The sequence below is a fragment of the Mucilaginibacter sp. genome (genome assembly GCF_965277465.1).
Lineage (GTDB): Bacteria > Bacteroidota > Bacteroidia > Sphingobacteriales > Sphingobacteriaceae > Mucilaginibacter.
This window is the reverse complement of sequence record NZ_CBDICW010000002.1, coordinates 1,031,190-1,056,218: the sequence shown is the minus strand read 5'-3', so window position 1 is coordinate 1,056,218 and position 25,029 is coordinate 1,031,190. Positions and strand designations below refer to the sequence as shown.

Below are 25,029 nucleotides of genomic sequence, written 5' to 3'. Positions count from 1 at the left end.
ATAGATGCAGCATCAAAGACGATGTACTTATTAAAGAATAACCCTGCAATTGAGTTGTATTTCACAGTTAAATATAGAAGGCTTAAATTTGCTTTGTAACGATGAAAAGGCAGTAATGACCTCCAGCTTACAAGCAGATGGTCACTGGTTCGAACCCAGCAACTCCCACAAAAAATAGCCCATACGGTATCAAAAACGCGGTTTTTGTACTTTTAAATTCTTTTCAGAGGCATTTTAACCCCTTCACCTGGCTGACCAAGGCTCACACTCTTTATTTTAAACTCATTACTACCAGCATTCTTACTTTTAAAATATGTGTTTAAATGCTTTATAACACTATCTTTTCCACCTTGCAATCCAATGACCTTAGGATAAAATTAATCGATTGCAGTACTATAGTCACCTGCAACTAAAGCATCAGACGTTTTCTGGGCTGCATTCATAATTAGAACTTTGTGATCTTGTGCATATACTCGCAAACTAAAGAAAGGAAATAGTAAAGTAATAAGCGCGATATACTTCGCGTAATAAAGATATCGAACTTAAGTCAAATAAACTGGCTGTGTTCATCTTTGGATCCTATTCATGCAAGCTTCTTAAATTAAACTTACTCTTTATCTTGACGACGGTTTGAGTCAGCAGCATCTTCATCCTTCTCATTCTGATTAGGGTATTTGTTTACTTCTTCCTGCCCGTCAATCATTTCTTCAAGACTTGCACCATCCGGATGGCTGATGGCTTCTTTTATAGGGTCTTTGTATTCCGGCTTTGTTGGTTGTTCTTTACTCATACCATCCTAACATAGCTATCTGTGCATTGTTTCATTATAACAAACGCTATAATTAATAGCTTGGCGTTTTGTTACAAAGCACTGCCGTGTTTACTCTTTCTTAAATGGTTCGTCGGGCCATGCGGCGGCCCAACCTTCACAATCACCGGTGATAACTGTTATCGTAAGTTTATTATTTGCTATAGCATATTTTAACGTTGCCTTAAAGCCAACATCACAGGGACTATTGCCACTTAATTTAACAAGGCTAATGATATCTCCACTGATTTTATAAGTCATACTTTCAAAAACCTTACCATCCTGTTTGTCAACAAGGTTCAATGTATCCGTTTTAAAATCCAAAACTACTGGTAAATCACCTGGTACATGCATTATAGCCGACCATTTAGTGTTAGTTAATTGTGCCTTGACTAGTGTGCTGAAGCATAAAAGTAAAACAGCTAGCTTAAGTGTTTTCATAAAGGGGGTTTGATAAGTCTAATATACGATAGATCAGCCGTATATCATGAGCTCGGTGGAGAAATGTATCATTCGTCACTGATTATTATATTTTTGTTATATGCTTGTAATTGATGGCCTACTCCGATTAAATAATTATGATGGTTTACACATATAAGCCATTCCATATCCTTATCTATAACATAATATTCGAATTCAAAAAAGCATTCATCTATTAATAATGGTATATACAATGTTTGAATTTCGTAAATAGGATAAAATGGCAGTTGGTCATCCTCAATCATTATCCATACCTTCTTTTTCAGATCAGGTATGATTTTGATAAGATGTTCGGCAGGGTAGTCGTAATCTGGAAATCTAAACGAAGTTTTAAATGCTTCCCACCACCATCTTCTATCTCCACCATCCACGAAACGATCAAGTAATTCGAGATATAATTTTTGATTGGCTTCGTTATTTAACCTATTTACAATATCTGCGGATAGATTTAAAGTTTTAATAGCTTCTTCAAAATTGTCTTTTACATCTCCCATGTTGTAGGTTATTAAATTTCAAATTAGCTAAAGCTATAATATTTCAAATACTATGTGTAGAATTTATTGGTTCAAATCCGTAATTAAACGCAAATAAAAAAAGGAGTGATTCAATATTTTTTAAACAATTCTTTTAAAAAAAGCCTGGTAAAATAATCAAAGGGAGTTTTTATAGATTATATTGTTTTTAACCAGAGAAGAACTATTCAATCTTACCTATTTCCCCAACATCATCAATATAACATAAGCAACTATACCACCGATAATAGAAAAGCGCGATATATTTAAAAACAGCAGGGCTTGTTTGCCTTCGTTTTCTAAACTGGTTCCTTTATTTACAGCTATAAACTGTTTGAGTGTTTTGGCTTTTATGGTGGCTGATTGTCCGGGTAATATTTTTTCTACAATCAGCTTATTCTTATTTAGGCTGTAGTAATAAGTTATCATTACCAGGATAGATACAAGTATGTAGAGCATGCCGTAAATATACCGCTTGTTTTAGGTGTTCAGCAGTTTTTTATATCCCTTAAGTTTCCGGATAAATTAATATCCAGGCTGTAGCTAAGCTTATACTTCTAAAAAATTAGCATGGCCAACCTCTTGCTCTTCTTTATGGCACACAAACGGGCGTAGCATTTTAAAAATGCCATAAAAACCGGTCACCATCATCATTACAAATCCAATGCTGGATACTATTGGGTAAAGCACATCTGAATCGGTGTCAAAAAATGCTTCGGGATACAACGAAAGTTGGGAAAAGAGAAGAAAACATCCCATTCCCAGCAAAATCTTTATGGCTCTTTTCATACTTATTAAACGGATAGCTAAAATTAAAGTTACCATTTTATTTGTATTCTGTTAATTGATTTTCAACATTATCTAAAATAATTTTGCCTCATTATTTTTATGCTGCATTTTATGCGACACCAGTTCATATCCCCATTATTTATTTAAAAACTACGGATATACACTACGGTTTGTTAATTTAGTAAACCAATTAACAAATCCCCATTCAAATGCATACCTATCTACGCATTAATAAGATCATTGCCTGTACACTTATATGTTTTGCAACCTGCATTTGGCTTCAGAATGCCAAGGCGCAAAGCAGACAACCTAAATTTAAAGTAATAGCCTTTTATACCGGTAAAGACGACAAAGCGCATATCAGCTTTGTGCATGAAGCTAATAAGTGGTTCCCCAGGATGGCGGCCAAATACAATTTCAGTTACGACTCCACCAAAAACTGGAACAACATGAACGCCGAATTTTTATCGCATTACCAGGTGGTACTGTTTTTAGATACCCGGCCCGATGCCCCCGACCAACGCGCAGCATTTGAAAAATATATGAAAAACGGGGGCGCCTGGATGGGATTCCACTTTTCGGCATTTGCATTAACCCCATCGGCCTTTAACCAGGATTGGGACTGGTACCACAACGAGTTTTTAGGTTCGGGGCAATATGTAAGTAATATATGGCGGCCATCGGCAGCTATACTGGATATTGACAACCAATTTGCAGCAACTAAAAATATACCTTCAAAATTCAAGTCGGCCCCTAATGAATGGTACCGCTGGGAGAACGACCTGCGCAAAAACCCGGATATACAGATCCTGGCGTCTATTGACTCTGCGAGTTTCCCCCTGGGAACCGGACCAAAACAAAGCGAGATATGGCACAGCGGTTATTACCCGGTAGTATGGACCAATAAAAAGTATAAAATGATTTATATGAACATGGGCCATAACGATATTGACTATGAGCATAAAACCGATAAGGACTTGTCGCTAACCTTTGCTAACGAAACCGAAAGTAAAATGATATTGGATGCACTGCTATGGCTGGGTGGCCAAAAGGTAAGCGGCAAATAACATCGTATTATATTAAACACGATATTACATTTTATTAAACCAGCTCGTGGGTAATATCAGCCGGTTTTTTATTTACCACGGCCTGCTAGCTGGCAATAAAAAAGGGTTGTTATTTAATAAAATAGGGCAGCTATCGCCAGCATTAACACTATTTTAAAGTAATTAACCCTTACTATCAACCAAAAAAAATAAAAATACAGTGCTTAAAGGGGGCAAAAAATATGATTTTGTTAGTAAAAGTGGAATTGTTAGCAAGTTTTAGGTCTTTTTTGAGCATTTAGAGAAAAAAGTTGTTAAAAATGTGTTAAAAGTTAGACTACTAAGCTTATAGTTTATATATTTGTTTAATTATTATTTTCGATCTAACCAATTAGTTCTTTATGATAAATAATGAGGTCAGTTACTAACAAAAAAGAGAGAGCTCCCGCTTCCTCTTTTTTTGTTTTATAGCTATTTCTTTTTCAGCAGCACTTTGTTTATCTCATCCAACAGATACCCCTTTGGGTCCGAATCATATTCCCAAAACATTACCCCGCCCAGGTTATTTTTTAATACGTACTTACACTTCTTTTTAACCGACCATTCATCATCGTAAGTTATAAACTCTCTATTTACCGCATTGTAAATGTAGGGGGCCTTTGCATGTTTATCCCGGTAGGCCTTATAATCGGGTATGTTCAGGATACTATCTTTTATAATGCTGAACCCGGCACCTCTTGCGCGGCTTTCTACCGTATCTGCAAGCCCTGCTGAACCCGGCACCAGTATTGATGCCCGCCCATAAAATGCAATGCCCATAACCAGCTTATTAGCGGGCACACCGGCTTCTATAAACAAGGTAACGGCCTTATCTGCATTATCCTTTGATTTATATTTTTTTGATGAATAAAGGTTGGTATGGTGCGATGCTATTTTCCCAGCCGAATAATCGTAGGTCATTAAATTTATATAATCAAGGTATTGCTGGGCTATGCCCATTTCGGTATGCTCAACAAACATTTTAAAAGCACCTGTAGCTGTTGTAAGCAGGTACTTTTTACCGGTTTGCTGTTGCAATACATCCAGCTGCCTCCGCAGCTCCTTAAACATCAGGGTATAGTTTTGCTTATCCTGCGGGCGGTATACGTTACCTTCTAATCCTTGCAGCCCGGGATATTCCCAATCAATATCAATACCATCAAGCTTGTACTTTTTAATAATGGCTACGGCGCTTGCTGCAAAGCCCTGCCTTGCAGTATCAGTTAATACCGCATCAGAGAATTTGCTGCTCCATGCCCACCCTCCTATCGAGATCAGTACTTTTAAATCAGGATTTTCCTTTTTCAATAAATTCAGGTGCCTGAAATTAATGGTATCCGTTGCTTCGCGGTGCAGCCAGGCCCTGTTATTGCGGATGTCGACAAAGGCATAGTTAATATGGGTAAGCTCTTTAGGTTTGATGATACTCATATTGGCCAGCCCCCTAAAGCCGCCAACGTAGCCTATAATAACCTTATTTTGCTGCGCCTTTACATTAATTACCGCTATTAAAAGGAGTGATAAAGCCGCAAGTTTTTTAACGCTTATAAATGATTGGGGGTGTTTCATGATAGTATATAATTATCGGCTTAAATTTTAAGCCGGAGTTTTCTCTTTTCCAGAAAACCGGTGATGAGTATTACAATAAATGATACTGCGAACGAGCGGATAATACCGCCGGCGCCTTCATTAAAAAAATCGGGATAGTTAAAGTGGATAATGGTAAATACGGCTACCATAAAATAAGGTATAAGATAGCAGGTAAGGGTACTTGTTCCGGCTGGTTTTATTATTTTAAACCAATTTTGCCTGCCTTTAACATCAATGAGCCATATCAACAGTTCGAGTAGTAAAATACCTATACCCGTGCAGATAAATACCCACGATGGTGTTGAATGGATCTTGGAGATGCCCTCGGTATAGGGCCTTACCCAAAAGCCTAAAGCTATCATTATCAATCCGGCCAGAGTAAAAACCGGCCAAAGCCATTTATAGCTACCCCGGGCAATTATTTTAGCATAAAGCAGGGATGCCACTACACCAAACATCATTAAGGATGCGGAGGCACCATCCTTAATTACCCAAATCTTAAGATCGAACAAATCACCGTGGATACTTAGGTTGATACCTACCAATATTGCAAGCGCACAAGATAGTAATATCAAATTACCTTTTACTATAAGATAAACACCCGCACATACCAGGTAGGCCCAGCCGATAATCCCTAAAATACCCCACCAAGATGGTTGTAACCAGTGCGGCTCGGCTGTTGATCCTCCTTTATAGATGATGGTTAAAAACAGCAGGATACCTATCCCAAAACTTATAAAACTGTATTTTTTTACTTTGGATAAGGTATCGGGATAGTCAAGCCAGATTAAAAAGAAACTGAGCGTGAGTAAGAGTTCAAACCAGCCATAAGGCAGCAGCGCAGCCGGATTATATTCTTCCATGTTTACATGAAAAAAGCCCATTACAATAAGAGCAAATGACCGGAGCAAAATATAACCTGCTATTGAAGTAAATGATTCGCCTTTACTTAAGCGCCTGCCAATTGCCAGCGGAATAGATAAACCTGCAATAAATAAAAAGAGCGGAAAAATAGTATCGGCAAAGTGCATCCCATCCTCATTAGCCTTAACATGATCTATCCATTTAGGTACATGGCTCACACCGCTCAAATCGTTCACAAATATCATGAAGAACATATTGACGGCACGCAATACATCAATAGATAACAGGCGCTTGGGTTGAAGCATTATTAAACAATTGGCTGGTTTACACGAAATTGTTTTTAAAGATAGCGGGTATTAATTGATTATGCCCTTTACACTTTTCACAAATTTATAAAGATGACATACTTTTTAAATTTCTTTACTAATTAAGAGCACATCGAAATACTTTATAATCCCGGATTATTAGTTGTCGCTTAAAACCTCTTCCAGCACCTCGTGCGATCGTACAAAGCCAAAGCTTTCAATATGCAGGGCATAGTATTCCAATAGCTTTTGAATAAGGTAGCGGCGTTCGTCGTTGTTTAACTTAAGCTGATGAATATTTTCAAAGCTCCCCTCTAACAGTGCCGTAAAGTTTTGCGTATGCGGAGGCGACAGGTACAAAACGCTATCGGGTTTATATTTATTGAACACCCCATTTTTCAGGTCGAAGTAATCGGCTTCGCCTGCAAGGTAGCGGTCTGGATAAAAGCCGAGGTAGCGGGTCATTTTCACCAAAAACAACAGGTGGAAGTTGGCAATGCCCTGCGTTTGATGATCCAGCCATTCTATCGCGTTAAAAGCAAAATCAAATAAGTTCTCATCTGCTGATTGCTGTTTGATGGATTTATACAGCACTTCGTTCAAAAACATAGCGATGCTGCTTTTTATCACATCGTAAGGGATAGTTTGCAGCAGGGGGCTGTTCTTCAACTCTTTTATGCGCTGTACATTACCCGTGTTTTTATGATAAACCACCATATCTAACAAATGCAATGGCTGCAGCATGTTGCGGCTTATTTTGGCCCTCGGTTTTTTGGCACCGTTAACCATGTATGATTGCAGCCCGAATTTTTCAGTAAATACCTGTACAATTACGCTGGTATCGCCATAGTCGGTAGTTTTAAATACTATCCCGCGGGTTTTATGCAGCATGGTTAACAAGCAGTAACAGCTTTGGTAAAAAAATTATAATACCGGTTATCAATGCAAATAAAGCTGCTATAACCACTGCGCCGGCGCTCATATCCTTAATATGCCCTGCCTTTTCATTATATCCCGGCGATACCAGGTCAACCAGGGTTTCTACCATCGTATTAAATATTTCGGTAACTAACACCAAGGTAATGCACAGCGCTATCCACTGCCATTGGGTTATTGAAATATGCAGCACATAGCCCAATATAACAGCTAACACGGTAGCAACTAAGTGAATCCTGAAATTCAGCTGGCTTTTGGTGGCATAAGCAAGCCCTTTAAAAGCATAACCAAAGCTGCGGAACAGTTTTTTCATTTGTTAAATATAATAAAGTACCTGCACGTTTATAAGCAGGTTAATTTGCGTTTATTACTGCTCTTTTCAATGCAAATCTGCACATTTACCAATCATTGTCAACAATATCATTAAGCAAAACTGTGGTTTAATCTATTTTCGTAGTTTTGAGTCCCCTGTATATAACTATTGCTATTAATAAATGAGCTGGAAAAAGTTAGCTGATCTTATCTTAAAAAACCGTTTGCTTGTTTTAGGGCTTATTGTACTGTCGAGCCTTTTTATGGGCTACCAGGCCAGCAAAGTACGCATTACTTTTAATGGAGGTAAAGTACTCCCCGTAACCGATTCGGCTTATATCCGGTACATGGAGTTTAAACGATTGTTTGGGCAGGATGCCAGTACAATGGTTATCGGTTTTAAATCAGACAAGATATTTGATAAGGATGTTTTAAACGACTGGAAACAGGCAGGTAACCGCATACAGCAGATAAAAGGTATAAAGGGCGTTATTTCAGTAGCCAGCCTTTACAACCTTAGTAAAGATACCCTTAACCACCGTTTTGTTTTAAAACCCTTAATTAATGGCCCGTTAGCAAATATCCAGGCTGCCGACAGCTTAAAAAAGCAGATCCTGTCGTTACCCTTTTATAAAGGTTTGGTTTTAAGTGATGACGGGCAGGCCACCTTAATGGCCATTACCTTTGATGGTAAGATCCTGAACACATCTAAAAGGGTACCCATTTTAAACAGCATACTAAAAGAGGGTAAAGATTTTGAACAAAAGCATGGCATCCAGGTGCATTACTCCGGTTTGCCGCTCATCCGCACGGTTGCGGGTGATCTGATGAAACATGAGTTCACACTATTTCTGGGCCTGTCGTTGATTATAACTGCCTTTATACTGCTGCTTATTTTCCGCTCGGGTTATCCGGTTATTTTTCCGGTAATAGTAGTGCTGCTTGGTGTAACCTGGAGTTTGGGGATATTGGTTTTAATGCATTATGAAATTACCATACTTACAGGCATTGTACCGCCGCTTGTGGTAATTATAGGTATCCCCAATAGTGTTTTTATCTTGAATAAATACTACCACGAATTTAGTTTAAGCGGCAATAAATTACAGGCGCTTAGTATTGTTATTGAAAAAGTTGGTATCACCACTTTTATAGCCAATATAACAACGGCCATAGGTTTTGGAGTATTATGCTTTACCAACAGCGAATTACTAACCCAGTTTGGCCTGGTAGCCTCCATGAGCATTATGGTTACGTTTGCTTTGAGCCTGATATTGGTACCTATCATTTTCAGTTACCTGCCCAACCCTAAAGCGCGCCAGAGCGGTATTAAAGACCGTAAGCTGATCCGTATTACCTTAGAGAAACTTGATTACCTGGTGCATAACCACCGCAAAGCCATTTATATAGCCACATTAGTATTGGTAGCTATCTGCGGCTACGGACTTACAAAAATCAATGTGAACAGCTATGTGGTTGATGATCTGCCAAAAACCAACGGTACCCTTGGCGATCTTCAATTTTATCAAACTAACTTTAAGGGCGTTTTGCCTTTAGAGGTGAGTATTGATACCAAACGCAAAAATGGCGTTATGAGCCAGGCCGTTATCCGCAAGGTTGAAAAGTTAGAAACCCTTATATCTTCGTACCCGGAGTTTAGCCGGTCGCTATCACTGATACAGGGCCTGAAGTTTTCAACACAGGCATTTTATGGCGGAGGCAGCAATTATTACCGCCTGCCCGATGGATTAGAGCAAGGCTTTATATTAAAGTATGCAGGCAACTCGGGCAAAAGCACGGATATGCTGCGCAACTACCTGGATAGCAACCGACGCTTTACCAGGGTGACCTTTGAAATGATAGATGTAGGATCGGCCAAGATGAATACTGTGCTTACTAACCTGCAGCCACGTATTGATTCTATCTTCAACCCTCAAAAATACCATGTAGAGCTCACCGGATCGAGCATTATATTTATAAAGGGTGCCAACTACATGGTAAAAAATCTGTACGAAAGCCTTGCCTGGGCTATATTTTTAATAGCCGGTGTAATGTGGATACTGTTCAGGGGGGTTAAAATGATTGCCGTTTCGCTTTTACCAAACCTTATTCCTTTAGTAATAACTGCAGGTATTATGGGCTTTTTTGGTATTCCGCTAAAACCATCAACCATACTGATATTTAGCATAGCGATGGGCATCTCGTCCGATCAAACCATTTATTTTATTACCCGCTACCGGCAGGAACTTAAAAATACAAGCAAAAGCATCTCAACCATAGTTTCAGATACCATTCGTGAAACCGGTATAAGCATGATCTATATTGCTATTGTACTGTTCTTCGGCTTCGGCATATTTGCAGCATCAACCTTTGGCAGCACACAGGCACTTGGTATTTTACTGTCGGTTACCCTATTGGTTGCCATGATCAGTAACCTTACTTTACTGCCTGCATTTTTATTAAGCATCGAAAAAAGGAAAAAGATATAGACTGTTAGTTAACTATGACTAACTAAGGGGTTAATTAAGTAAATTTGGGTAAACTAAAACTTAATTGGCCTTATGGACTTAAAACTCACCAACAAAGTAGCTATAGTATTAGCGGCCAGCAAGGGCTTGGGTAAAGCGGTAGCCCTGGCCTTATCTGCCGAAGGTGCCAAGGTTATCATAGGCTCGCGCGATGAGGTTGAGCTGAGCAAAACAGCCAAAGCCATACAAAAAATTACAGGTAACGAGGTTATTGCACTCCCGGTTGATGTATCAAACGGCGATGAAATAACCAACTTTATTGAGGAAGCCGCCGATACCTTTGGGCGCATTGATATTTTACTTAATAATGCAGGCGGCCCGCCCTTTAATAAATTTGAAAACTTTGATGATGTTGCCTGGCAAAAAGCTTTTGAGCTTAACCTGCTTAGCTTTGCCCGCACCAGCAGGCTGGTATTACCGTACATGCAAAAAACAGGCAGTGGCCGTATCATTAATATCATCAGCGGTTCGGTAAAATCAGTATTGGCAAGCTCGGTACTTTCAACCAGTATGCGCATGGGGGTAGTTGGCATGGCCAAATTAATGGCCGATGAGTTCGGCCCTTATAACATAACCGTAAACAATGTTGCACCCGGCTTAATACTTACCGACCGTATAAAACATACCCTTCCAAAAGATATGGACCCTGAAGAGGCCATTAAGGAAAAAACCAAAAGTATTCCCCTGGGCCGTTTGGGTAAACCCGAAGAGTTAGCCGCCCTGGTTACCTTTTTAGCATCGGCACAGGCATCCTACATAAGCGGTACCACTATACAGGTTGATGGCGGCGCAAACCGGAGCATTTTTTAAATTGAAAAGTTAAAATGATATGAATCTATCCTGAGCACTCTGTGCTTTGGTCTTTGCGCCCCTCAGTGGTTAAAATCACCACAAAGAGCTCGGAGAAAGGCACAAAGAAACACTGAGATTGAAGGTTACAATATACAATGCTGAATTTCTCTTATGAATTCGGCCGCTTTAAGCGTTATAGCAGTTTTGGATTAAGCGGTGAATCTATTGTTTCTCCGATTGGTTTACCCATCAGCCATTTTTCATGGTCGTTTTTTTGCCATTCGTTTTTGTATGGGGTTATATAAGCGCCATCGGCAACATAAATAATGGTCATCACCTCGCGCATCTTGTTTGAATTATTGCCGTTGGCATGGTGCATGGTAAAGCCCCGGTGAAATGTAGCATCCCCAGCTTTCATAGTATTGGCACGGCTTATCGGGAACTGTTGTTCCCTTACATAGTTATCAAAAGCACTTTCAGACTCATCCGAGATCTCAAAATTAAATACCGCCCCTTTTGTGTATGAGCACGATGCAAATGTGAGCATCCCCATATCTACATCAATATCAACCAATGGCATCCACATGGTAACGGTATTAAAGGTATCAATGGGCCAATAATACTGATCCTGGTGCCATGGTGTTGGGCCGCCGCCAGCTTCTTTAAACAAAGCCTGGTCATGATACAGGCGTACATTTCTTACCCCCATTAAATCGGCCGCAATTTTGGCCATGCGCTTTGCCAACACAAACTTTTTGGCAGCCTCATCAGCTTGCCAAAGGTTCATTATCTGTAAAAATGCTTTGCCGTACGTATCACGTTCTTCTATTTTACGTTTTTCGGTATTATACTTATCGGCAGCCTGCACAATTACGGGCCGGTAAGCCGCAATTTCGTAGGCATTGAGAACCTGCTCAACCAGTGTATGTCCCTTTTCCTGAAACTCGTTTATATTGTCTTCCGGTAAGGTTTTAAAATCATCCAGCGGGGGCAGATGCGCAAATTGATTACTCATTGATTTTGTGTATTATACTCAAAGTAAATAACACTTTCGCCAAAAAAAAATGACTGAAATGGTTTAATTATGGCTTATATTATCACTAAGTTTATAAAGGCGTACACAATCTACCAAAATATGCAATGATAAAGGCATCCTATGAAATACTTCAACCAGTAAATGGCCAGTCATTTTTGTTCAGAAAATTTGACAATATTGCTTTTGATGCGCCGTACCATTTCCATGCCGAGTACGAGCTTACCTATATTTTACAAGGGAGCGGCAAACGCTATGTAGGTAGCCACATGGAGGATTTTGCATCGGGCGACCTGGTGATGATAGGCCCCAACGTACCACATTGCTGGAAGCTTGATAACAGCTGCAAACAGCCCGAAGCCAGTGCCATTGTTATACAATTTGACAGCGCATTTTTGGGTGACGACTTTTTTAATAAAGATGAGCTGCAGCCTATAAAAAGGCTTTTTCAAAGAAGTGGCTGTGGTATTAGCTTTCATGATGACACCCAAAAAAAGGTTAACCAAAGTTTGTTGAAACTTAGCGGCGAGGAAAATAATTTTAGGGTTTTGATTGATCTGCTGGAGGCTTTTCAAAAGCTGGCGTTAAGCAATGAATATTCGCTGCTTGACCAAAACCGGGTAATTGCCGAACGTTCCCTTACCGAGCAGGAGCGCATAAATCCCGTTTTTGCTTACCTGGTTGAAAATTTCAGGCAGCAGGTATCGCTTGAGGCAGCGGCCGGTATTGCCAATATGACCACCAACGCTTTTTGCAAGTACTTTAAAAAAATTACCCGCAAAACCTTTATGGAAACCATAATTGAGTACCGCCTTAACTATGCCATACAGCAGCTGGTGCAAACAGATAAACCAATCTCCGAGATCTCGTTTGAGAGTGGTTTTGGTGATGTATCGCACTTTTATAAAATGTTTAAAACTAAAATGAACCTTAGTCCGCTTAACTACCGCAAAAAATTTATGCAGAGCTTTGACGTGAAGGATAAAGTAGCATGATGCCTTAGTTTATAACCGTGGTGTCATGGTGAGGAACTTAAACCATGCAGGCGAAACCTCTGCGCTCATCCTTCGAGTGCCTCAGGATGACAGTCTCTTCGAGTGCGTTACAGGCCGAAGCACTTCTACATCCCCCAAACTTCAATACCATAAGCGGGTATATGAACCGAGATTATATTATTGATCAATTTAGGTTTTGAGGATCCGTATATAATCTTTACCGGCGTGTTTTTACCTTCAAGCTCAATGGTGTCTTCCACCGGTTGGTCAGAAAGATTGATGGCAACTATAACCCGCTTATCGCCAGTGTAACGCATAAAAGTAAACACCTGGTCGTTACGGTTTTTTAAAGTTTCGTATTTCCCTTTTGATAATACCTGGTTGGCCTTGCGGATACTGATCATTTTGCGGTAAAAGTTATAGATAGAATTAGGCTGATTCAGTTCCTCCTCAAGCGAAATACCATCATTGGGCACATCATTATTAAACTTATCTTTCCAGGGGCCTTTTAATTTATACCAGTTAGCCATGCCCTTTCCTTTATCACTTTTATACCATTCAAAAGCCATCCGGTTGGGTATATCATTGGCATCGGTAGCACCCAGTGCCGCATTTGTACCGCTCATCCCTATTTCCTGCCCGTAATAAATGGATGGTACACCGCCAATTAACAGGTTTAAGGCAGCACCTACCCTCAATTTGGCAGCATCACTGTTAACGCCATAGCTAAAACGCGGCGTATCGTGGTTTTCAATAAAAACCACCTGCTGTTTACTGGCCGGGGTAATTAAAAAGGTCGAATCGGCAGTTTCAACCAATTGTTTTTTATTGAACGACCGGATAGCAAATGCCAGCCTGAACGCAAAAACACGGTCTACTCCCCCATTGTCAAAATAATCCTTCCCTAATGATCCCCATGCGGCTTGCTCTGCAACTATGCTAAGCTTAGGGTTTATTTGTTTCAGCCTGCCCAGCAATGGTTTCCAAAAGGTGGTAAACAAATGCGGCAGTTCGGGTTTGCCATCCAGGTTATCCATCATGTGGTCAAGGCGAAAACCATCTACCCCGTCATCAAACTTCCCATCGTTATTAGGGTCGGTCCAAAACTTAAAAAGCTGGTAATTATATTCAAGCACTTTGGGGCTGTTTAAGTTAACGGTGGTTATTTTACGGTAAACGCTATCGTACCCCAGCAAGCCCTTCAGGTTAAAAATTATTCCCTGTGGTTGCTGATGGGTATTATCGGTATATAAAATATAATCGCTATATGGCGATGCCGGGTTGTTTACACCATCTTTCCACCATACATGGTCTTCGGTAACATACTGGGTTTCCATATCCATATAAAACTTCATGCCGCGGCGGTGCAGTTCTTTAATCAATGCGAGGTAATCCTTCAGTGTACCATACTGGGGGTCGATCTTTTTAAAATCGTCCGAAAAATAATTATGGTAAAAAACTGACTGGTACAATGGGGTAAGCAAAATGGCTGTTACACCCAAATGCTGCAAATAATCTAACTTAAGGCGGATGCCGTTAAGGTCGCCATGATGATCTCCGTTACTATCGTAAAAACTACGCTGAAAAATGTGGTAAATGATCTCTTCCTGTGCTGGCAGTTTATTATGATGCTTGTTAACCATTGGCTTATGCTGAAATGCATTGACGTTAAAAAACAACAGGATTAAAAAAACTGCGGTAATGGTAACAGCTTTACTATTCATATTCAAGTCAATTGGTATGCTGAAAGTACACATTGTTAAAACCAGAAACAATGAAAAATTTACTGTTAAAATGGTGCATCTTATCCATAAAACTTATGATTATTATCTACAGATACCATAAAAACAACCAGCATGAATAATATAAGCCAATATAATTGTTGTTCAGCTATTAATTTTAGGCTAATAAAATCATTGTATGGTAATGGTGATTAGCCGGCGGGCACCAATGGCCGTAATGGTCAAAATATAATTATAAACCCGCTTAAATTTTTTACTGAAAACATATAACGATAAACACTGCTTCTATTTAGCAACATGTATGTTAATGCTCTTTTCGTTTTGCTTTTGAGGCAGCAAAACTACCAGGCTCATTATTGCAGATACAATTATCAGCAGGATAAGGGTTTTTCTAAATTCCCGCTGTGCTTTCATTTTATAAGTCCGGTTCATAGTATTACTTATAATTACCATTACGTGCTTTTTATAACTAATGCTACAATCCAGGTAAAAATTAATGTGGCTATTTTACGCCGGCAATTCAATTATCATATAATTGCAAGGTTTAGGCTTTTTTTATGCTTACAGAAAACAGAACGCCTTTTAATTACGTTAGTTAACCATATAAGTGCATCTCGCATTTATAATTGTGATAAGGTTTAGGTTGAAAGCCCCCAAACAGCGAGTGTAAGGGGGCTTTCTTTTTTTACCGAATTTTCAAATATCATCTACATAATTAATAACCTTTTCATCATCTTCGCTGCTTATCAAAAAGGCAAATAATGAGCGAGCTAAAACAGGAACTATATAACCAATGCCTTGATTATATACAAAAGCGTATGGACGCTGCACAACTGGCCATTAACGAAGCACAAAAAGCATCAACCGATGATACTAAAAGCAGCGCGGGCGATAAATATGAAACCGGCCGCGAAATGATGCAGCAAGAAACCGACCGTAACATGATGCAGCTGAATGAGGCCAATAAATTAAAAGTTTCTTTAAACAAAATAAACCCGGCCAGTGTTAGTAATAAAGCCGAAACAGGAAGTGTAGTTTTAACTGATAGTGGTAATTTTTATATAGCAGTTAGCGCGGGTATATTAACAGTTAATAATGAAAATTATTTTGCCATATCGCCGGCATCGCCAATAGGTTTAAGGCTTATGGGCCAAAAAGTTGGCTTTGAGTTTGGGCTAAACAACAAAACATACCGTATTATAGAGGTTATTTGATCTTTTTTTAAAATATCTTGCTTCTATTTACGATTTGTTACAGTAAGTATAAAATATCTATTACTATATTTGATGTAAACAAAAAAAGGTAAGCGTAGTAGACTTGCCCGTTATAAATTAAATTTTGATGAACATATTTGTAGGAAGTCTTCCTTTCTCATTAGAGGAAGCCGATTTAAGAGAGCTTTTCGAAGCCTATGGTGAAGTTAGCACCGTAAAATTAATTAGTGACAGAGAAACCGGTAGAAGCAAGGGTTTCGGCTTTGTTGAAATGCCAGACGATGAGAGCGCACAAAAAGCGATCACCGGCTTAAACGGCGCGGATGTTAAAGGCAGATCAATTGCAGTAAGCCAGGCAGAAGAGAAAAAACCAAGCGATCGCAGAAGTGGCGGCGGCGGCGGTTATGGTGGCAACCGCGGTGGCGGTGGTGGCTATGGCGGTGGCGGCGGTAGCCGTGGCGGAAGCGGCGGCGGTGGTGGCGGTGGCTACTCAAGGGACAACAACCGTGGCGGTGGCGGCGGTGGTAGCCGTTGGTAATATATAAATAAAGTAAAATGCCTTATTATATATATAATAAGGCATTTTACTTTGTAATGTTTGTAAGCAGGTATCTTCTACCTGTAATTGCTCTTAGCTCCTATAGATCTTTTAGTAGCTTTTTTATTGCCCTTTTTTTTCCGTAAATAGCTTAATTATATTTTAATATCATTGAAATTATTAAGGGGCTTTATGCTGAATTTTCAACACCTAACCCCTCAATAAAATTTATTCTATTAGCTTACTTTATCAGTATTTAACTGTTGCTCCGTCCCTTATTTCTTCGGATGCCAGTTTAACTACCTGCTCGCCTGGTTTTAAGTCACCATAAACTTCAACCTGGTCACCAGCCTGAATCCCTTTTTTCACACTCACCCATTCGGCTTTATGATTAACAACACGGATCACAAAAACCTTTTCGGTTGAAATTACCACGGCTGTTTTAGGTAAAATGATGGTGCTATCGCGCGATGGCAACGGCACATCAACTTCGGCAAACATGTGTGGTAACAACTCATTGTTTTTGTTGTATACATCCATCTCCAACCGTTCTGAACGTAATTTTACATCAAGCGCACCTGCCAGTCGTTTTACTTTAGCTGTAAACTTTTGGCTCGGTAATGATCGTACACTAAAGGTCACTTCATCTTTACTGCTTAAGCCACCTGTTGAGCTTTCAGGGATTGAAACCACTAAACGCAGCCTTTTTTGATCCTGCAATACAAACAGCGGATCGGTACCTTTACCACCCGGGCCAACATAAGCACCCTGGTTTACATTACGCGCAGTTATAACCCCGTCAAATGGTGCCCTTATCTCCAGGTAATTTAGGTTAGCGGCTACTTCTTTATAAGCTGATTTGGCCGATTCAACATTTGCCTGGTCTGCATTCTTCTTAGCGGCAGCCTGTTCCAGGTCATTTTCAGAAACCGTACCCGGAATTTTACTGGTGCTCAGCAAACGGTCGTAAGTAGCTTTGCTGGCAATATAAATAGCCTGTTGCTGCTCAATGCGCGATTTTGCCCCTGCTAACTGGCTGTTTATCTCAGGTGCCTCTAAGGTTACCAATAACTGGCCCTGGTGCACTTGCGAACCAATATCAACCAAAAGGTTTTTTACATAACTATTTACCTTGGCATACAGCTCAACTTCCTGGTAAGGGATCAATTCTCCCGGTACAGCAATTGTTGAGCTCAGTTTACCCTTTTGTACTGGTGTAAGTACAACGGTAGGGCTTTCAACGGCTTCGGTCTGTTTTACAGTTTCGGCCTGTTCTTCTTGTTGTTTTTTATCCGGGCCGCATGAGCTCAGTAAACTGGCGCCTACGATCAAAGCGATCATGGCAGCGATTGATTTATTTTTAGTGATGTTCATTGTGATGCAAAGGGACATAAAATTGACTTTCTTTATCTTCAGGGTCTAACGAAACAGATTGAGTGGTTGCATTGCCTTGTACCCAGGCAAATACAAGAGGTAATATTAATAATGCAGCAAAAGTTGATGCAAACAAGCCGCCAATAACCGCACGGCCAAGCGGAGAGGTTTGATCACCACCCTCGCCTAAACCCGATGCCATAGGTATCATACCTATAATCATGGCCAAACTTGTCATTAATATGGGGCGCAAACGTAAGGCTACTGCCTCGCGTGCTGATTTCAGCGCATCGCCATTGTGCTTTCTTAACTCTTCGGCATTGGTAACCAACAGTACTGCGTTTGATATGGATACCCCTACCGACATAATCATACCCATGTATGATTGCAGGTTAAGCGTAGCGCCTGTTATTTTAACAAGCAGCAGTGATCCAAACAATACAGCAGGCACGGTTGACAGTACTACCAAAGATACTTTAAACGATTGGAAATTGGCCGCAAGCATCATAAAGATAACCAGGATGGCTACCAATAAACCTGTTTGCAAACTATCCAGCGTTTCGGTTAAAGTTTGGGTCATACCCTTTAACTGTACGGTTAGTCCGCGTGGTGGTGTGCCTAATTGCTTAAGTGCTTTTTCAACATCATCAGTAGCGGTACCTAAATCCTTATTGCTGATATTAGCAGTAACAGACATGGTTGGAACAGCGCCAATATCATCATCCTCACCATTAGTAAATGACTGTTTTACGGTTGCCACATCGCTGATAACCGGACGCGGCTGATTGCTTAATACCGGGATCTCATTAATATCATTAAGGCTCGACATTTGATACTCAGGAATTTGCACCTGTACCAGGTAACTGTAATTACCTTTCTGATCAATCCAGTTATTTTTCTCGGTAAAACGGGATGATGAGGTTGATGCAGTAAGCGTACGTGATATATCATTGATGCTTACCCCTAACTCAGCTGCCCTTACACGGTCAATATTAATATCAATTGATGGATATTTAAATGATTGTGCTATCTGCACATCGCGTAAATAATCAATGGTACTTAGCTTATCAACAATTTTTTGGGCGTAGGCGGCATTTTCCTTTTTGTTTTTACCGTTTACGGCCACCTCAATTGGTGTTGGCGAACCCTGGCTTAAAATTTTATCAGTAAGCTCAATAGGTTCAAAGGATATTTTAATATCAGGCAGTTGCTTTTTCATGGCTATCCTGAATTTTTCCTTCAAATCATCCAGGTTATGAACTTTATAACCTTCGGCCAAACTCACCTGCATTACGGCTTCCTGCGGGCCGGCCATAAACATATATATAGGGTTTGTTGAAAACGACGACGGGTGCGTACCAACCAATGTGGAGGTAATGGCTATGTTTTCTTTACCAACAACGCTTTCCAAAACATGTATGGCCTGTATGGTGCTGGTTTCGGTACGTTCAAGCCTGGTACCATCGGCACCGCGCAAACGCACCTGGAAAGTACCCGAGTTAACTTTAGGCAAAACATCACGCCCTATTATACTGAACAGTAAAAGCGCAAGGCCAATGGCTGCCACCAAATAAATTGATACCACTAACTTACGCCTTTTAAACATGCCATCCATCAAGCTCAAATAGCGCTTTCTGAATTTATCAAAACCGGTAAGCTTAGCTTCGTTAGGTTCTGTTGCATGTTTAATAGCTAACTCTTTTTGTTCCCAGGCATCGCCTTCATCATCTAAAGCAAAACCATCTTTGTGGCTTTTATCTTCGTGCTTGTTTACCATTACCCAGTTGGCCATAATAGGCACAAAGGTTTGGGCAAGCAGGTAGGAAATGATCATGGAGAAACCTATAGCCAGTGCAAGCGGCAGGAACAATGCACCAGGTATACCGGTCATGGTAAATGCTGGTGCAAATACGGCAAGGATACAGAACAGGATCAGCAATTTAGGGAACGCTATTTCTTTACAGGCATCCCAAATGGCTAATGCCTTTGGCTTACCCATATCAAAATGCTGGTGAATATTCTCAATGGTTACCGTTGATTCATCCACCAGGATACCGATTGCCAGCGAAAGACCGCTCAGCGTCATGATATTTATGGTTTGATGAAACAGGCCAAGGAAAAATATAGCGGAGATAACACAGGTTGGAATAGTTAATATTACAATCAGCGCCCCTCTTTTATCACCCAAAAACAGCAGTACCATTAACCCGGTAAGTACTGCACCAATGGCGCCTTCTTCGGCCAAACTCTTAACGGCGTTTATTACATATACCGATTGATCGAACACGAATGACAGCTTAACATCAGCCGGTAATAAAGCCTGGAAACGCGGCAGCGCCTTTTTAAGGTTCTGAACTACATCCCAGGTAGATGCCGATGCCGATTTGGTAATTGGCAGGTAAACAGAACGCTTACCGTTTATAAGTGCATAGCCCGTGGTAATATCGGCAGCATCTTCAACAGAGGCAACATCACGTAAAAAAACGGTTTGCACCCCATTTTTAAATAGTGGAATGTCACCAAAATCAGCAACCTTGGCAATAGTGGTATTGGTTGGTGTTAAATAATTGTAGTTACCTACACGTACGTTACCCGCCGGTGTGCTCTGGTTATTATCACGCAGGGCCTGTACAATCTGGTCGGGCGTTAAATTATGGGCACGCAGCAATTCCGGATCAACCTTTATTACAACAGTACGCTGGTTACCCCCAAACGGTGCCGGTGCAACCAACCCGGGAACAGAGGTAAATGACGACCGCACATAGATCAATGCATAATCGAGCAGTTCATTGTTTGAGCGGGTTGGGCTGCTTAATACCAACTGCCCTACCGGCAGTGTTGAAGCATCAAACCTTAATATAAAAGGCGGCTGTGAACCTTGCGGGAACCCGGCCTGGGCCCGGTTGGTGTACCCCGTGACCTCCGCCGCGGCCTGGGCCATGTTAGTGCCCTCGTAAAACGTAACCTTTATAAGTGTTAAACCCTGAATATTTTTTGTTTCGATACTTTTTACGCCCGATACAAACAGCAACAGGTTTACGTATTGTTTGCCAAAATAGGCTTCCATTTGGTCGGGGGTATAACCGCCGTATGGGTGCGAAATATAGATAACCGGTAAATTTAAGTCAGGAAAAATATCAATCTTGATAGTTCGCACTGCATTAATACCGAAGAAGAATAATCCCGCAACTATAACCAGTATGGTGATCGGCTTTTGTAGAGCCCCTTTTATCATTCCCATTATTATATGCTGTATTAAAAGTTATTTATAAAAATCCCAAAATCGCCGGTGGCGGCGGCTTTAAACAAAATTGCCTGCCATACATTGTTTTGGGCTATATCTTTATCAACCTCGGCACGGTTAAGCACGTAAAGCGCCTGCGTAAAATCAACAATGTTAGCTAAGCCATTTTGGTAAAGGGCAAATTTTTGATGATAGGCATCGCTTGCCGCCTTTACTTCTTCAGGCACCTCGTGATAATTTTTGAGAGCGTTGCTGATGCGTGTTTCGGCCAGTGCCTGCTGGGCAATCAATTGCTGGCTTACCAGGTTATAATCATCCTTGTACTGCGCCGATGTATATTGCTGCGATTTTACCTGGTAATGCACCCTGAATAGGCTGGTAAAGTTCCAAACCACACCTACACCTAATAAATAGTTGTAACGGGTTGGATCGGCACCGCTGCCATAGCTGCTGCTATAATCATTAGGGTTGGTACCGTAATCGGCCTTAAAGCCCGATCCCCGGCCCTGGTAAACACCAAAAAGGCTAAAGGTTGGATAGTTAAATGTTTTAAGATATTTAGCCTGCTCATCACTTACGGCAATCCTGTTTTGGTAGAATTTTAATAAGGGGTGATTCTCTATAGTGACCTGCGATAGCGGATCAGCATTTGCAGGTGGTTTGGTGATAAAAGCACTGTCTAACTGAAAATCCTGCGGCTGAATGCCCATGTAAATAGCCAGCTGATTACTTTGATCCTGTACCGTTTGGCGGGTATTGGTAAGCGCTATCCTTGCGTTTGAAACTTCGGCATTTGCTTGCGACGAATCAACACCGGGGTTTAAACCGTTCCTAACCCTTGCCACTACTACTTTTTGCAGATCCATTGCGCGTTTAAGGTTATCTTCCTGCGCTTTGCTTAATTGTTGTGCAGCTAACAAGTTTAAATAAGTACTTGCCACGCGAATTTCGTGCTGAAACTGTTCCTGAACCAGGTCGGTTTCATCACGCGCTACTGCCGATTTTTGAACTTTTACTTTTTCGGTTGCCCTGCCGAAAGCAAAAACGTCCCAGCTAACGTTGGTTAAATAAAGGGAACCAAAGGCAGCGTTCCAGTTTTGGCTGGCAGTTGCCGGGCCTGAAGAGGCAACACTTAAACCCTTGTAACCATACAGCGGACCGTTTTGGCCGTTAACGGTTCCATAGTCTTGTTGTGCCGACAAATTCACATCGGGTAGGTATTCCGATTTTGTTTCCGATAAGTAAGCTTTTGAAGCGTTTAGTTGATTTGCTTTTGATTTGATAGTACCATAATTGGCCAAAGCTATTTGCTCTGCATCTTTTATAGTAAGTATTTTTTGGCCTTGTGCCGTAAAAGCAAATAAAACACTCAAAAAACCTAAGAGGAGTTGTTTTGAAGAGATGTTTAACATGTGTGTATTTTTGACACTGCAAAAATATAATTCTCTTCTATATGAAAAAAATGAATTAATTTTGTGACAATCATTAGAAAAAGTAATAATGAATATTGCCATACATCATTTTAAATTAGTTGATACCATCTCAAAGGAAGGTACTTTAACCAAAGCTGCAACTACGCTGCATTTAACACAATCGGCTTTAAGCCATCAGTTAAAAGAGTTGGAACGCGAGCTTGACGTTGAGATATTTACCCGCCAGGGAAAACGGCTGCACCTTTCAGAACAAGGTTACCGCTTTCTGCGCAGTTCGGAAAAGATCCTGGCCGAGATCAAATCTCTTGAGGAAGATATTCGCAATTATAAGAGCGGTAAAACAGGTAAGCTAAGCATTAGCATGCAATGTTATACGGCTTATCACTGGCTGCCGGGCATTATTAAATACTATAAAAAGCAATGGCCAGATATTAATATCCAGATATTATCTGACGCTACACGCAGGCCTTTAGAATACCTGATGAACGGCGACCTGGATATTGGCATTATCCGTACCCAAATGGTGAATACCAAAATACGCTACGAACCTATTTTTGAAGACAGGCTGACTGCCGTGCTGAGCAAAGATCATCCGCTGGCTAAAAAGGATATAATTGACATTGCAGATTTTCATGGGCAGGAACTCATACTGCCGCTTTATGATCCATCGTACCAGGATACGCCTGTTATTGAAGCACTTATACAGGCCCAGCAGGTAAAGCCAAAAACGCTGCACCGGATACATTATACTGATGCCACTATTGAAATGGTAAACGCTGGCTTAGGAATTACCGTTATGGCCGATTGGATTGTTGAACCATACCTTAAGGGCCGTAATATTGTTGCAAAACCGCTGCATCATAGTGTTTCAAAACGTGCGTGGTTTGCTGCAACCTGTAAACAAACCCCGGCTATTCAGAATTTTTTAGAGTGTTTGAAAATGTATTTCTCTGGTGCCGATATGAGTGTTGACGAACCTGAAGTGCTACAAACAGAACAGCATCTTGCTTTACCAATGCAGGCATCTATCCAAAAAACAACACCTTCACCAGCAAAATTTACTAAGGAAGTAGCTTTTAATGCATTTGATGATATTAAGAACTATCAGTATTAAATATTTTAATAGAGCACCCAAAGATTAAGATGCGGAGCATACAAAGACAAATACTATTTGACAACCTTTTTGCTAAAACGAATTTTGAGACAGCTTTATTAAGATAAATTATGGGGCTAAAGCATTTGCTATTTTATGTTTTTATTGGTTGCTATAGCATGCCCTTGTTTGCGCAGCAAGCTTTAAAGCCATTTCCGCAGCATGAAAAGTATTTTAGCGGCACCATCAAACCGAATCATCTTACTCAAAATCAACTGGATAATTCTGTTCGTGATTTTTATACGCAGTGGAAAAAGCGGTTTATAAAAAACACGCCCGGCAAAGCCGAAAGCTTTGTTTGGTTTGAAAACGTTGGCAAAAAACAATGCGTATCTGAAGGCCAGGGATACGGAATGATCATTGTTGCCCTGATGGCCGGTTATGATCCATTGGCAAAAAACACCTTTGATAATCTTTACCGCTATTACCGTGCGCACCCCAGTATTAAAAGTAAATATTTAATGGCATGGGCGCAATACAGCAATGGTAAAAGCACCGACGGCACATCAGCAACAGACGGTGATATGGATATTGCTTATTCACTTTTATTGGCCGATAGACAATGGAGTAGCAAAGGCACTATCAACTACATGAGCGAAGCCAAAGCGATGATAGCCGCCATTATGGAGCACGAGATAAACCATAAAACATGGACAGTATTGCTGAGCGACGCAATAGAAGCCGAAAGCGGTGATTACTTTGATACCCGGTCATCTGATTTTATGCCTTCGCATTTCAAAGCTTTTGAAAGAGTTACCAAAGACAAAAGGTGGAACAACGTTATTGATGCTGAATACAAGCTGTTTGCTAATCTGGAACATACTTACAGCCCTGATGCGGGTTTGATCCCTGATTTTATAGTCGGCATAAATAAAAAACCTAAACCTGCACCACCAAACTTTTTAGAGTCAAAATACGATGGCAATTACAACTACAATGCCTGCCGCGATCCCTGGCGCATAGCTACCGATTATTTAATAACAGGCGATAAACGTTCAAAAGTTATTGCCGATAAAATAAACCACTGGATCCGTAAAACAACCAATAACAACACTTATAATATTTCGGCAGGTTATACCCTGGCGGGCGATGATATCAAGGGCCGTTATTTTGAGGCTTTGAGCTTTATAGCGCCATTTGGTGTTTCGGCATTGGTTGACCAAAAGGATCAGCCCTGGCTTAACCATGTTTGGGATTACCTTACGGCTTTTAAAATGAAGGATTACGATTATTATGACAACAGCATTAAACTGCTAAATATGATCATCATCACCGGGAACTATTGGAATCCATCACCCAAATAAA

At 40.5% G+C, this 25,029-nt stretch carries 23 protein-coding genes; 8 read left to right on the top strand and 15 right to left on the bottom strand.

Translation table 11 applies throughout. From position 1 onward, the window contains the following. Nucleotides 1–607: 607 nt before the first annotated feature. The 5 genes from ACQY4U_RS17040 to ACQY4U_RS17020 all read right to left on the bottom strand — a co-directional run bounded on the left by ACQY4U_RS17040 (nucleotide 608) and on the right by ACQY4U_RS17020 (nucleotide 2,625). Nucleotides 608–790 carry a hypothetical protein gene (locus tag ACQY4U_RS17040; protein ID WP_428330655.1) on the bottom strand — a complete coding sequence of 61 codons (183 nt, stop codon included), beginning with the start codon at nucleotides 788–790 and terminating at the stop codon, nucleotides 608–610. Nucleotides 791–880: 90 nt separating this feature from the next. Beyond that, nucleotides 881–1,249 (bottom strand): hypothetical protein, encoded by a 369-nt coding sequence (locus ACQY4U_RS17035; RefSeq protein ID WP_428330654.1) that lies wholly within the window; start codon nucleotides 1,247–1,249, stop codon nucleotides 881–883. 68 nt (nucleotides 1,250–1,317) lie between these two features. After that, entirely contained in the window at nucleotides 1,318–1,782 is a 465-nt protein-coding gene (locus ACQY4U_RS17030; protein ID WP_428330653.1) for a DUF6756 family protein, read from the bottom strand. 216 nt (nucleotides 1,783–1,998) lie between these two features. Continuing rightward, the gene (locus ACQY4U_RS17025; protein ID WP_428330652.1) at nucleotides 1,999–2,259 is read right to left on the bottom strand and encodes a hypothetical protein; all 261 of its coding nucleotides are present in this window, start codon (nucleotides 2,257–2,259) and stop codon (nucleotides 1,999–2,001) included. A gap of 90 nt (nucleotides 2,260–2,349) precedes the next feature. Beyond that, nucleotides 2,350–2,625, bottom strand: a complete 276-nt coding sequence (locus ACQY4U_RS17020) for a hypothetical protein (RefSeq protein WP_428330651.1) — start codon at nucleotides 2,623–2,625, stop codon at nucleotides 2,350–2,352. 173 nt (nucleotides 2,626–2,798) lie between these two features. Between ACQY4U_RS17020 and ACQY4U_RS17015 the strand changes: the two genes are divergently transcribed. After that, entirely contained in the window at nucleotides 2,799–3,656 is an 858-nt protein-coding gene (locus tag ACQY4U_RS17015; protein WP_428330650.1) for a ThuA domain-containing protein, read from the top strand. 450 nt (nucleotides 3,657–4,106) lie between these two features. Here the strand turns inward: ACQY4U_RS17015 and ACQY4U_RS17010 are convergent, their stop codons facing one another. From ACQY4U_RS17010 to ACQY4U_RS16995, 4 genes are all read right to left on the bottom strand, one after another. Next, nucleotides 4,107–5,243 carry a glycoside hydrolase family 18 protein gene (locus ACQY4U_RS17010; RefSeq protein ID WP_428330649.1) on the bottom strand — a complete coding sequence of 379 codons (1,137 nt, stop codon included), beginning with the start codon at nucleotides 5,241–5,243 and terminating at the stop codon, nucleotides 4,107–4,109. Between the two features lie 20 nt (nucleotides 5,244–5,263). Next, nucleotides 5,264–6,433: a heparan-alpha-glucosaminide N-acetyltransferase domain-containing protein gene (locus tag ACQY4U_RS17005; protein WP_428330648.1), complete on the bottom strand. Its 1,170-nt coding sequence runs from the start codon at nucleotides 6,431–6,433 to the stop codon at nucleotides 5,264–5,266. Nucleotides 6,434–6,592: 159 nt separating this feature from the next. Beyond that, nucleotides 6,593–7,324 (bottom strand): DNA repair protein RecO, encoded by a 732-nt coding sequence (recO, locus tag ACQY4U_RS17000; protein WP_428330647.1) that lies wholly within the window; start codon nucleotides 7,322–7,324, stop codon nucleotides 6,593–6,595. Then, complete coding sequence (locus ACQY4U_RS16995) at nucleotides 7,314–7,682, bottom strand: diacylglycerol kinase family protein (protein WP_428330646.1); 369 nt, start codon at nucleotides 7,680–7,682, stop codon at nucleotides 7,314–7,316. Before ACQY4U_RS16995 ends, recO begins: the two co-directional genes overlap by 11 nt. A 181-nt stretch (nucleotides 7,683–7,863) precedes the next feature. Here ACQY4U_RS16995 and ACQY4U_RS16990 point away from each other — a divergent pair, with 181 nt between their 5' ends. Together ACQY4U_RS16990 and ACQY4U_RS16985 are read left to right on the top strand one after the other, a co-directional pair. Continuing rightward, nucleotides 7,864–10,167 (top strand): efflux RND transporter permease subunit, encoded by a 2,304-nt coding sequence (locus ACQY4U_RS16990; RefSeq protein WP_428330645.1) that lies wholly within the window; start codon nucleotides 7,864–7,866, stop codon nucleotides 10,165–10,167. Nucleotides 10,168–10,239: 72 nt separating this feature from the next. Beyond that, entirely contained in the window at nucleotides 10,240–11,016 is a 777-nt protein-coding gene (locus ACQY4U_RS16985) for an SDR family oxidoreductase (protein WP_428330644.1), read from the top strand. A 175-nt stretch (nucleotides 11,017–11,191) separates the two neighbouring features. On the opposite strand, the gene ACQY4U_RS16980 is transcribed toward ACQY4U_RS16985, so the two are convergent. Beyond that, nucleotides 11,192–12,013, bottom strand: coding sequence for a phytanoyl-CoA dioxygenase family protein (locus tag ACQY4U_RS16980; protein WP_428330643.1), 822 nt, complete (start codon nucleotides 12,011–12,013; stop codon nucleotides 11,192–11,194). A gap of 125 nt (nucleotides 12,014–12,138) precedes the next feature. Between ACQY4U_RS16980 and ACQY4U_RS16975 the strand changes: the two genes are divergently transcribed. Then, on the top strand, nucleotides 12,139–13,026 hold the full coding sequence (locus ACQY4U_RS16975; protein WP_428330642.1) for an AraC family transcriptional regulator: 888 nt from the start codon (nucleotides 12,139–12,141) through the stop codon (nucleotides 13,024–13,026). A gap of 125 nt (nucleotides 13,027–13,151) precedes the next feature. Here ACQY4U_RS16975 and ACQY4U_RS16970 read toward each other — a convergent pair whose 3' ends face one another. Together ACQY4U_RS16970 and ACQY4U_RS16965 are read right to left on the bottom strand one after the other, a co-directional pair. Further along, a complete protein-coding gene (locus tag ACQY4U_RS16970; RefSeq protein ID WP_428330641.1) occupies nucleotides 13,152–14,750 on the bottom strand; it encodes an alpha-amylase family glycosyl hydrolase in 1,599 nt (532 codons plus the stop codon). Nucleotides 14,751–15,053: 303 nt separating this feature from the next. Further along, nucleotides 15,054–15,200 (bottom strand): hypothetical protein, encoded by a 147-nt coding sequence (locus ACQY4U_RS16965; protein ID WP_428330640.1) that lies wholly within the window; start codon nucleotides 15,198–15,200, stop codon nucleotides 15,054–15,056. A gap of 329 nt (nucleotides 15,201–15,529) precedes the next feature. On the opposite strand from ACQY4U_RS16965, the gene ACQY4U_RS16960 reads away from it, so the two are divergent. Both ACQY4U_RS16960 and ACQY4U_RS16955 read left to right on the top strand, forming a co-directional pair. Then, nucleotides 15,530–15,982, top strand: a complete 453-nt coding sequence (locus ACQY4U_RS16960; protein WP_428330639.1) for a 3-oxoacyl-ACP synthase — start codon at nucleotides 15,530–15,532, stop codon at nucleotides 15,980–15,982. 127 nt (nucleotides 15,983–16,109) lie between these two features. After that, nucleotides 16,110–16,520 carry an RNA recognition motif domain-containing protein gene (locus ACQY4U_RS16955; protein ID WP_428330638.1) on the top strand — a complete coding sequence of 137 codons (411 nt, stop codon included), beginning with the start codon at nucleotides 16,110–16,112 and terminating at the stop codon, nucleotides 16,518–16,520. 249 nt (nucleotides 16,521–16,769) lie between these two features. Here the strand turns inward: ACQY4U_RS16955 and ACQY4U_RS16950 are convergent, their stop codons facing one another. Genes ACQY4U_RS16950 through ACQY4U_RS16940 form a run of 3 tightly spaced genes read right to left on the bottom strand, consistent with a single transcriptional unit; the run spans nucleotide 16,770 to nucleotide 22,550 of the window. Continuing rightward, nucleotides 16,770–17,894, bottom strand: coding sequence for an efflux RND transporter periplasmic adaptor subunit (locus ACQY4U_RS16950; RefSeq protein WP_428330637.1), 1,125 nt, complete (start codon nucleotides 17,892–17,894; stop codon nucleotides 16,770–16,772). After that, entirely contained in the window at nucleotides 17,881–21,135 is a 3,255-nt protein-coding gene (locus ACQY4U_RS16945; protein ID WP_428330636.1) for an efflux RND transporter permease subunit, read from the bottom strand. The genes ACQY4U_RS16950 and ACQY4U_RS16945 overlap by 14 nt, the downstream gene beginning before the upstream one ends. A gap of 14 nt (nucleotides 21,136–21,149) precedes the next feature. Beyond that, complete coding sequence (locus ACQY4U_RS16940) at nucleotides 21,150–22,550, bottom strand: TolC family protein (RefSeq protein ID WP_428330635.1); 1,401 nt, start codon at nucleotides 22,548–22,550, stop codon at nucleotides 21,150–21,152. Nucleotides 22,551–22,638: 88 nt separating this feature from the next. Here ACQY4U_RS16940 and ACQY4U_RS16935 point away from each other — a divergent pair, with 88 nt between their 5' ends. Together ACQY4U_RS16935 and ACQY4U_RS16930 are read left to right on the top strand one after the other, a co-directional pair. After that, a complete protein-coding gene (locus tag ACQY4U_RS16935) occupies nucleotides 22,639–23,685 on the top strand; it encodes a LysR family transcriptional regulator (protein WP_428330634.1) in 1,047 nt (348 codons plus the stop codon). A 158-nt stretch (nucleotides 23,686–23,843) separates the two neighbouring features. Beyond that, nucleotides 23,844–25,028 carry a glycosyl hydrolase family 8 gene (locus ACQY4U_RS16930; protein ID WP_428330633.1) on the top strand — a complete coding sequence of 395 codons (1,185 nt, stop codon included), beginning with the start codon at nucleotides 23,844–23,846 and terminating at the stop codon, nucleotides 25,026–25,028. Nucleotide 25,029 lies beyond the last annotated feature (1 nt).